The following is a 10,737-nucleotide window of genomic DNA, read 5'->3' on the forward strand; positions in this document are numbered from 1 at the left end:
GCCCCTTTTCGGCCTGCGCAGTTCAGGAGATGCCGAGTTCGTCGTCGAGGAGCTCGTACAGCTCCTCGTCGCTCGCCGAGCTGAGGTCGTCCTCGTCCTCGGCTCCGCCGGCGCCTCCCGGATCGGCCGGCTCGTTCCCGTTCCAGCGGGCGAGCAGCGCCTGGAGACGCATGTTGATCTTGGTTCGGGTGATGTTGTCGACGCTGTCCGCTCCGGCGCCTTCGAGGGCGGCGGCGAGGCGGTCGATCCCGTCGAACACCGACACCGTCCCGCCCGTGCCGCCGGGGAGGTCCTTCAGCACCCGCTGAGCGAGCACCGTCGGCGTCGGGTAGTCGAAGACCAGCGTTGCGGGCAGTCGCAGCCCGGTGGCCTTGTTCATCCGGTTGCGGAGCTCCACTGCGGTCAGCGAGTCGAAGCCCAGGTCGCCGAAGGCCTGGTCGGGCTGGACGGACTTGGCCGAGCTGTGCCCGAGGACGGCGGCGACCTCGGACCGGACCAGGTCCAGCACCACCTCTTCGCGCTCGCTCTCCGGCAGGTCCGCGACCCGCTGCGCCAGCGGTACGGCGACTGCCCGGTCCGTACGCCGCGGCCGGCCGCCGACCAGCGTCCTGAGCAGCGGCGGCACCGGGGCGGCCGCGTTCCGCAGGGCGGCGATGTCCAGCCGTGCCGCCACCACGAGGGGCTCCTCCAGCGCGAGCGCGGCGTCGAGGAGTTCCAGGCCGTCCTGATCGGACAGCGGCACGACGCCGCCGCGGGCGAGCCGGGTCCGGTCCGCTCCGCCGAGGTCCTCGGTCATGGTGCCGGTCCGCTGCCACAGGCCCCACGGCAGCGACACCGCGGGGAGCCCCTGCGCATGGCGGCGCCCGGCGAAGGCGTCCAGGAAGGCGTTGGCGGCTGCGTAGTTCGCCTGGCCGGGGGTGCCGAGCGTGCCCGCGAGCGAGGAGAAGACGACGAACGCCGACACCTCGCCCGTCAGCTCGTGCAGGTTCAGCACGGCGTCGACCTTGGGGCGCAGCACCGCGTCCAGGCGCTCCGGGGTGAGCGAACCGATCACGCCGTCGTCGAGGACACCGGCCGTGTGGACCACGGCCGTCACCGGCGTCCCGGCGAGTGCCCCAGCGAGGGCGTCGCGGTCGGCCACGTCGCAGGCGGCCCAGTGCACTTCGGCGCCCGAGGCGGTGAGCTCCGCCTGGAGCTCCGCCGCGCCCTCGGCATCCGCGCCGCGCCGGCTCATCAGCAGCAGGCTGCGCACGCCGTGCTCGGCGACCAGGTGCCGGGCAACGAGTCCGCCCAGGGCGCCGGACGCGCCGGTCAGGAGCACCGTTCCGGTTCCGAAGTCCGGGGCGCCCTGCGGGGCGTCGGCGGCGGCCCTGGCGAGCCGGGGCAGCAGGAGCGTGTCGCCGCGCAGCGCCGCCTGCGGCTCCTCGGAGGCGACGAGCCGGGGTACGGCCGTCGCCACGGTGTGCTGCCAGTCGGTGTTCTTGTCGGTGTCGAGGAGGACGATGCGGTCCGGGTTCTCGGACTGCGCCGACCGCACCAGGCCCCACACGGCGGCCTGTGCAGGATCGGCCTGTGCCGGGTCGTCGCCGGCGGCGACCGCGCCCCGGGTCACCAGCACCAGGCGGGCGGCCCGGTCCTCGCCCAGCCACGCCTGCACCAGCCCGAGCACCTCGGCCAGGACTTCCCGGACCCGCTCGGCGTCGGTGCCCGACCCGGCCGGGCAGGGCACGACGACGGCGTCGACGTCCGCCTCCGCCCCGGTCTCCGTCTCCGGGGCGCAGAGGAGGGAGGCGATGTCGTCGTAGACGCGTAAGGCCGGGCCGTTCGCCTCAGACAGCGCAGCGAGCGGCGCCCACTCAACGGTGAACAGGGAGTCCCGGGAGCGCGTACGGAGCTGGTCGGCCGACACCGGGCGCAGCGTCAGCGATTCCACCGAGACGACGGGCCGACCCGTGCCGTCGGCGACCTCCAGCCGTACCGCGTCGCCGCCGGCCTGCGAGAGCCGTACCCGCAGGGCGGCCGCTCCGGTTCCGTGGACCGTGACGCGGGACCACGCGAAGGGCAGCAGGGGCCCGTCGGCTGCCGGTACGAGCCCGCCCGCCCCCAGAGCATGCAGGGCGGAGTCGAGCAGGGCCGGGTGCACACCGAACGCGTCCGCGTCGGCGTGTGCTTCGTCGGGGACGGCCAGTTCGGCGTAGACCGCGTCGTTGCCGCGCCAGGCGGCGCGCAGCCCCTGGAAGAGCGGGCCGTAGCTCAGGCCGAGGTCCGCCAGCCGGTCGTAGAAGCCGTCCAGGTCCACCGGCTGCGCGTCGGCCGGTGGCCAGCTGCTCAGGTCGGTGCCGGAAGGGGCCCCGCCGGTGGCGAGGGCGCCGGTGGCGTTGCGGATCCAGGGGCCTTCCCCGGCGCGCGAGTGCACGCTCAGCGGGCGGCGGCCGGAGTCGTCCTGGGCGCCCACGAGGACCTGGATCTGAACGCCGCCGTGCTCGGGCAGCAGCAGCGGTGCCTGCAGGGTGAGCTCCTCGACCACGTCGCAGCCGGTCTCGGCCGCGGCGTGGGCGGCCAGCTCGACGAAGGCCGTGCCGGGCAGCAGCACCGTGCCCAGCACCGCGTGGTCGGCCAGCCAGGGCTGGGCCTTCAGCGACAGCAGACCGGTCAGCAGGTGACCGCCGGCGTCGGGCAGTTCCACCGCCGCGCCCAGGAACGGGTGGTCGGCGGAGTCCAGTCCGGCCGCCCGTACGTCGCCGCCCGGCGCGCCCGCTTCCAGCCAGTAGCGCTCGTGCTGGAACGCGTAGGTCGGGAGGTCGACGCGGCGGGCACCGGGCAGGACGGCGTTCCAGTCGATGGCGACGCCGTGCACGTGGGCCTGTGCCAGCGACAGCAGCAGCCGGTGCCGGCCGCCGTCGCCACGGCGCAGCGTCGGGATGACCACGGCCTCGGCCTCGGCGGCCTCGATGGCGTCCTGGATGCCCGCCAGCTGCACAGGGTGCGGGCTGACTTCGACGAACACGTCGTGCCCGTCGGCCAGGGCGAACCGGATCGCGTCGTAGAACCGCACGGTCTGCCGCATGTTGCGGTACCAGTAGCCGGAGCCGAGCTCGCCCGCGTCCAACCGCCCGCCCGTCACCGTGGAGTAGAAGGGCACGGCGCCGGGGAGGGGGCTGATGCCGGCGAATCCCTCGCCGGCCTGCGTTTCGACCTGCTTGATCTGCGGCGAGTGCGCGGCGTAGTCGACGGCGACCTTGCGGGCCTGGATGCCCTCCTTCTCGCAGTGCGCGAGCAGTTCGTCCAAGGCGTCGGTGTCTCCGGAGACCACGACGGTTCCGGGCCCGTTAACGGCGCCGATGCCGAGGCGGCCGGCCCACCGGCCGATCAGTTCCTGTGCTTCCTCGTCCGGGAGCGTCACCGAGGCCATGCCGCCGCGACCCTGGAGTTCGCGCACCGCGAGGCTGCGCTGCGCCACGATGCGCGCCGCGTCCTCCAGGGAGATCGCTCCGGCGATCACCGCCGCGGAGACCTCGCCCTGGGAGTGTCCGACGACCGCGTCGGGGGTCACCCCGAAGGAACGCCATACCTCGGCCAGCGCGACCGTCATCGCCCACAGCACAGGCTGCAGGACGTCGACCCGATCCTGCTCCACATCGGACGCCCCGCGCAGCACAGCGGTCAGCGACCAGTCCACGTGCGGCGCGAGGGCGCGCTCGCAGGCGTCGATCCGGTCACGGAAGACCGGCGAGGTCTCCAGCAGGTCGGCGGCCATGCCCACCCACTGCGCCCCCTGCCCGGGGAAGACGAAGACGGTCTTGCCGCCGGCGCGTGCGGTGCCCGTCACCACGCCGGGCGGCGTGGAGCCGTCCGCGACGGCGGCCAGCCCCTGACGGAGCTCCTCAAGGGTGTCCGCGACCACCACGGCGCGCTGTTCGAAGGCCGCCCTGGTCGTGGCCAGCGAGTAAGCCGCATCGGCCGCCGGGACCGCGGTGTCGCCGTCGCTGTCCTCCAGGAAGGACGCGAGGCGGGTGGCTTGCGCCCGCAGTGCTGCTTCGGTCCTGCCGGAGAGCACCCACGGCACGACTGCGCCGGAGTCGGGCGTGGGCGGCAGCTCCGCCGAAGCGGGTGCCTGTTCGATGATGGTGTGGGCGTTGGTGCCGCTGACGCCGAAGGACGAGATCGCGGCGCGGCGCGGGCGGTCCGACCCGGGCCACTCCACGGCCTCGGTCAGCAGCCGCACCTCACCCGCCGACCAGTCCACGTGCGGCGTCGGCTCGCCCGCGTGCAGCGTCCGCGGCAGCACACCGTGCCGCATCGCCATCACCATCTTGATCACGCCGGCCACACCCGCGGCGGCCTGCGTGTGGCCGATGTTGGACTTCAGCGAGCCCAGCCACAGCGGCCGGTCCTCCGCGCGCTCCTGCCCGTACGTGGCGATGAGCGCCTGCGCCTCGATCGGGTCACCCAGCGTCGTACCCGTGCCGTGCGCCTCCACGACGTCGACATCGCCCGGGACGAGTCCGGCGGAGGCCAGCGCCTGCCGGATCACGCGCTGCTGCGCCGGGCCGTTCGGGGCGGTCAGGCCGTTGGACGCGCCGTCCTGGTTCACGGCGCTGCCGCGCACCACCGCCAGGACCTCGTGACCGTTGCGCACGGCGTCGGAGAGGCGCTCCACGAGCACCACGCCCACGCCCTCCGCCCAGCCGGTACCGTCCGCATCCGCGCCGAACGCCTTGCAGCGGCCGTCGGGCGACAGCCCGCGCTGCCGGCTGAACTCCACGAAGACCGTCGGGCTCGCCATGACGGTGACGCCGCCGGCCAGGGCCATGGTGCACTCGCCGCTCCGCAGCGACTGGATGGCCAGGTGGAGGGCGACCAGCGACGACGAGCACGCCGTGTCGATCGTGACGGCCGGGCCTTCGAGGCCGAATGTGTAGGCCACCCGGCCGGAGGCGACGCTGCCGGAGCCTCCGGTGGTGAGCAGGCCCTCGACGCCCTCGGGCAGTTCGCGCGGGCCCTGGCCGTAGTCGTGGTACATCAGGCCGGTGAAGACCCCGGTCCTGCTGCCCCGGACCGTCGCCGGGTCGATCCCGGCGCGTTCGAAGGCCTCCCAGGACGCCTCCAGCAGCAGCCGCTGCTGCGGGTCCATCGCCAGGGCCTCGCGGGGGCTGATGCCGAAGAAGCCGGCGTCGAAGTCGGCTGCCTCGTGCAGGAAGCCGCCGTCGCGCGCGTAGGTCTTGCCGAGGCACTCGGGGTCGGGGTCGTAGAGCGAGTCGACGTCCCAGCCGCGGTTGTCCGGGAACCGGGAGGTGCCGTCCCGGCCGGAGGCCACCAGCCGCCACAGGTCCTCCGGCGAGCGCACCCCGCCCGGGAGGCGGCAGCTCATGCCGACGATGGCGATCGGCTCGTCGGCTGCGACGGCGGACTGCCGCGCCGTGGACGTGGCCGCCGCGACGTCGCCGAGCAGTTCGGTGCCAATGTGCCGGGCCAGGGCGGCGGGCGTGGGGTGGTCGAAGACGAGGGTGGCGGGCAGGCGCAGACCGGTGGCGGTGGACAGCCGGTTGCGCAGTTCCACGGCCGTCAGGGAGTCGAAGCCCAGATCCTGGAAGGCGTGCGCGGGCTGGACGGCTCGGGGCGAGGAGTGCCCGAGCACGGCGGCGACCTCGGACCGGATCAGGTCCAGGACGGCCTCGTCGCGCTCGTCCCGGGTCAGCCCGGTGAGCCGGGCGGCCAGTGATCCGGTGGTGGCGCGCTGGGCGGTGCCACGCGTGGTGACGCGTACGAGCCCGCGCAGCAGTGCTGGTACGGTTCCGGCCGCCTGGTTCCGCAGGGCAGGGGTGTCGAGGCGGACCGGTACCAGCACGGGCTCGTCCGAGGTGAGCGCCGCGTCAAACAGCCGCAGGCCGTCCTCGGTGGCGAGCGGCAGTACGCCCGAGCGTGCCATCCGCGACCTGCCCACCTCGTCGAGGGCGTCGGCCATGGCGCCTTCCTGCCCCCACAGGCCCCACGCCAGTGAGATCGTGGGCCGGCCCTGGGCGCGGCGGTGCCGGGCGAAGGCGTCGAGGAAGGCGTTGGCCGCGGCGTAGTTGCCTTGGCCGGAGTTGCCGAAGACGCCCGCGGCGGAGGAGAACAGCACGAACGTCGTGCCCTCACCGGCGAGCTCGTGCAGGTTGAGCACGGCGTCGACCTTGGGCTTCAGGACGGCGTCCATGCGCTCCGGGGTCAGGGCGGCGATCACGCCATCGTCGAGCACGCCGGCGGTGTGCACGACGGAATCGACCGGAGTCCCGGCGAGCAGCCGGGCGAGTGCGTCGCGGTCGGCGATGTCGCAGGCGGCCCACGTCGCCTCGGAGCCGAGCGCGGTGAGTTCGGCCTCCAAGGCCGCGGCGCCCGGGGCGTCCGCACCGCGCCGGCTGACCAACAGCAGCCGACGCACGCCGTGGTCGGTCACGAGGTGCCGGGCGAGGGTTCCGCCCAGCGCGCCCGAGGCGCCGGTGAGCAGCACGGTACCCAGGCCGGAGGCACTGCCCTCGGTAAGGTCGGAGGCAGCGTCCTCGGCGGGGCTTGAGGCGGCGTCCTCCGTCGCCGGGGAGGTGGCACGGGCCAGACGCGGTGCGCGGATCTCCCCTTCACGGACGACGACGTGGGGTTCGCCGGAGCGCACGATGCCGGGCACCAGCTCGGCCGCGTCGGCCGGGCGGTCGGTTTCGATCAGCACGATCCGGCCGGGATTCTCCGCCTGGGCCGAGCGCACCAGTCCGCCCGCAGCGGCGTGGGCGAGGTCGTCGCAGCGCGCCACCAGCACGAGGCACGGCGTCCGGTCCTCGGCGAACCACCGCTGGAGCAGCTGGAGCACCTCGGCGGTGACCGCGCGGACCCGCTCGGCCTCGGGGGGCCCTTCCGGGCCGTTTGGGCATGGGACCACGACCACGTCCGGCTGCGACGGCCCGTCGACGCCGGCCAGTGCGGCAGTGTCCGGGACGTACGCGACCGTCGTCCCGTCCGCGTCGTCGGACGGCAGGGGCAGCGGCACCCACTCGATCGCGAACATCGCGTCGCCGGAGCGCTTGCGAAGCTGCTCGGCGGACACCGCGCGCAGCGTCAGCGACTCCACCGACGCCACGGGCTCGCCGGCGTCGTCGGCCACGAGCAGGGACACCGTGTCCGTACCGGCCGGCGACAGCCGCACCCGTACGGTGGACGCGCCCGTGGCGCGCACGGACACCCCGGACCAGGCGAACGGCAGGAGCGGCCCGTCCGCTTCGGCCACCAGGGAACCGTCCGCACCGCCCGCGCCGATCGCGTGCAGCGCCGCGTCCAGCAGCGCCGGGTGCAGGAGGAAGGAGCCGGTGTCCGTGCCGTCCGGGAGAGTGACCTCGGCGAAGACCTCGTCGCCCGCGCGCCAGGCGCTCCGCAGTCCGCGGAACGCCGGGCCGTAGTCCAGGCCGAGGCCGGCCAGCCGGTCGTAGAAGCCGTCGAGGTCGACCGGCTCGGTGCCCGCCGGCGGCCACGCCGTGAGCGCCTGACCGGCTGCCGGGGCGCTCGCCTCATCGGTGACGAAGCCAGTCGCGTGCCGCACCCACGGCAGGTCGGTGTCGTCCTCGGGGCGCGAGTGCACGGTCAGCGGCCTGCGACCGGACCCGTCAGCCGCGCCGACCCACACCTGCACCGCGACGCCGCCCCGCTCGGGCACCACCAGGGGCGCTTCGAGGGTGAGGTCCTCCAGCAGTTCGCAGCCGGCTTCGTCGGCGGCGCGCACGGCCAGTTCGACGAACGCGGTGCCCGGCAGCAGCACGCTGCCCATGACCGTGTGGTCGGCGAGCCAGGGGTGCGTGCGCAGGGACAGCCGGCCGGTCAGCAGCCGCTCGTCACCACCGGCGAGAGAGACGGCGGCGCCCAGCAGCGGGTGGTCGGCGCAGTCCAAGCCGGCGGCGCGGACGTCGCCGGGCGCAGCCGGTGAGGCGTCGAGCCAGTAGCGCTCGTACTGGAAGGCGTAGGTGGGCAGTTCCACACGCCGGGCGCCGGGGAAGAAGGCGTGCCAGTCCGGGGAGACGCCGTGCGCGTGCAGTTCGGAAACCGCGGCGACGAGTGCGGCCCGCTCGGGGCGGTCGGCGCGCAGGGCGGGCACGCTGACGACGTCGCCGTCCAGGCAGCCCTGAGTGAGCGCGCTGAGGACGCCGCCGGGGCCGATCTCCACGAAGGTGGTCACGCCCAGGTCGCCGAGGGTCTGCACACCGTCGGCGAAGCGCACGGCCTCGCGGACGTGGCGGACCCAGTAGTCGGCGGTGTACGCGTCGATGAGCCGGCCCGTGACGTTGGAGACGACGGAGAGCTGCGGCTTCTCGAAGGTCAGCCCGCGGACGACCTGCGCGAAGTCCTCCAGCATCGGGTCCATCAACGGCGAGTGGAAGGCATGGCTGACCTTCAACCGGGACGTCTTACGACCCTGCTGCGTGAAGACCTCGGCAATCGCGGTGACCGCGTTCTCCGCACCGGAGACCACCACGGACTGAGGCCCGTTGATCGCCGCGATACCGACCTGATCGGTGAGATGCGGCAGGACCTCGTCCTCGGTCGCCTGGACCGCCACCATCGCACCGCCCGCCGGCAGCGCCTGCATCAGCGCAGCACGCGCCGACACCAGCTTCGCCGCATCATCGAGCGACAGCACACCCGCCACATGCGCGGCCGCAATCTCGCCCACCGAGTGACCCGCCACGTAATCCGGCCGCACCCCCCACGACCCCAACAGCCGGAACAGCGCCACCTCAACCGCAAACAACGCAGGCTGAGTGCACCCGGTCTGGTTCAACTCCTCCGAATCGACGTCGACCGGCGCATCCAGACGCGCACACACCTCGTCATACGCATCGGCGAACACCGGGAACGCCGCATACAGCTCACGCCCCATCCCCAACCGCTGCGAACCCTGACCGGAGAAGAGGAACCCGACGCGCCCGCCGGCGCCGAAGTGGCCGCGCACCACGCCCGGGGCCGGGGAGCCGGAGGACACTGCCCGCAGCCCCTCGGCGAGCTCCGCCGACGTCTTGCCCTGCACCACCGCGCGGTGCTCCAGGGCCGTGCGCGTGGTGGCAAGCGAGAACGCCACGTCCAGCGGTGAGACATCGGTGTCCGTACGGGACAGCAGGCGTTCGGCCTGGGCGCGCAGCGCCGCTTCGCTCTTGCCGGAGATCACCCACGGCACCGGCCCGCCCTCGGCCGGAAGTGCGGCCTCGACGGCGGCGGCTTCGGTGTTCTCCGCGCCTTCTTCTGGGGCCTCCGGGGCCTCTGCGTCCTGCGTGAACGCTTCGGCCGAGGGGGCCTCCTCGATGATCGTGTGCGCGTTGGTGCCGCTGATCCCGAAGGAGGAGATGCCGGCCCGCCGCGGCTGGTCCGAAGCCGGCCAGGGCGTGGGCTCGGTCAGCAGCCGTACGGCGCCCGCCGACCAGTCGACGTGCGGGGACGGCGCGTCGACGTGCAGCGTGCGCGGCAGTTCGTCATGGCGCATGGCCATGACCATTTTGATGATGCCCGCCACACCGGCCGCGGCCTGGGTGTGGCCGATGTTGGACTTGATGGAGCCCAGCCACAGCGGCTTGTCGTCGGAACGGCCCTGCCCGTACGTGGCGAGCAGTGCCTGTGCCTCGATCGGGTCGCCGAGCCGCGTGCCCGTGCCGTGCGCCTCCACCGCGTCGACCTGCGCGGTAGTCAGCTGCGCAGCGGCCAGGGCCTGGCGGATCACCCGCTGCTGCGAGGGGCCGTTGGGGGCGGTCAGGCCGTTGGAGGCGCCATCCTGGTTGACGGCGGAACCCCGCACGACCGCGAGCACCTCGTGCCCGTTGCGGCGGGCGTCCGAGAGACGTTCCACCAGCAGCAGGCCGGCGCCCTCGCCCCAGCCGGTGCCGTCGGCACCGGCGGCGAACGCCTTGCAGCGGCCGTCGGGTGCCAGTCCGCGCTGGCGGCTGAAGCCGACGAAGGTGGCGGGGCCGGCCATCGCGGTGACACCGCCCGCAACGGCTAGTGAGCACTCGCCGTTGCGCAGCGCCTGGATGGCCAGGTGCAGGGCGACCAGGGACGACGAGCACGCCGTGTCGACCGTGACGGCCGGCCCTTCGAGGCCGAAGGTGTAGGCAACCCGGCCGGAGGCGACGCTGCCCGAAGTGCCCGTGCCCAGATAGCCCTCCAGGTCTTCCGGGGAGTTCTGCAGGGTGGCGAGGAACTCGTGGTTCATCACTCCGGCGAACACGCCGGTCCTGCTTCCCGCCAGAGAGGCGGCGTCGATGCCGGCCCGCTCGAAGAGCTCCCAGGACGTCTCCAGCAGCAGCCGCTGCTGGGGGTCCATGGCGAGCGCCTCACGGGGCGAGATCCCGAAGAGGCCGGCGTCGAACTGCGCCACGTCGCGCAGGAACGCGCCCTGGCGGGCGTAACTGGTCCCGCGGTTCTCCGGGTCCGGGTCGTAGAGCGCGTCCAGGTCCCAGCCGCGGTCGGCGGGGAACTCCGAGACGGTGTCCCGGCCCCCGGCGACCAGCTCCCACAGATCCTCGGGCGAGTTGACGCCTCCCGGGTAGCGGCAGCTCATCCCGATGATGGCCACCGGCTCCCCGGCGGCGTCCTCGTAGTCACGAAGGCGCCGCCGGGTCTCCTGGAGATCTGCGGTGACTCGCTTCAGGAAATAGCGGAGCTTGTCCTCGTTCGCCACCGAAATCGTCCCTCACCCCTGCGAAGACTTACCGGAATTCGACAAAGGAGGTC

Annotated in this window: 1 protein-coding gene; it reads right to left on the minus strand. The window is 73.7% G+C overall.

What is annotated here, in order from left to right; all coding sequences use genetic code 11:
- Positions 1 to 22: 22 nt before the first annotated feature.
- Positions 23 to 10,684, minus strand: coding sequence for a type I polyketide synthase (locus OHS70_RS07765; RefSeq protein WP_328395040.1), 10,662 nt, complete (start codon positions 10,682 to 10,684; stop codon positions 23 to 25).
- Positions 10,685 to 10,737 lie beyond the last annotated feature (53 nt).

This window comes from Streptomyces sp. NBC_00390 (genome assembly GCF_036057275.1).
GTDB lineage: Bacteria > Actinomycetota > Actinomycetes > Streptomycetales > Streptomycetaceae > Streptomyces.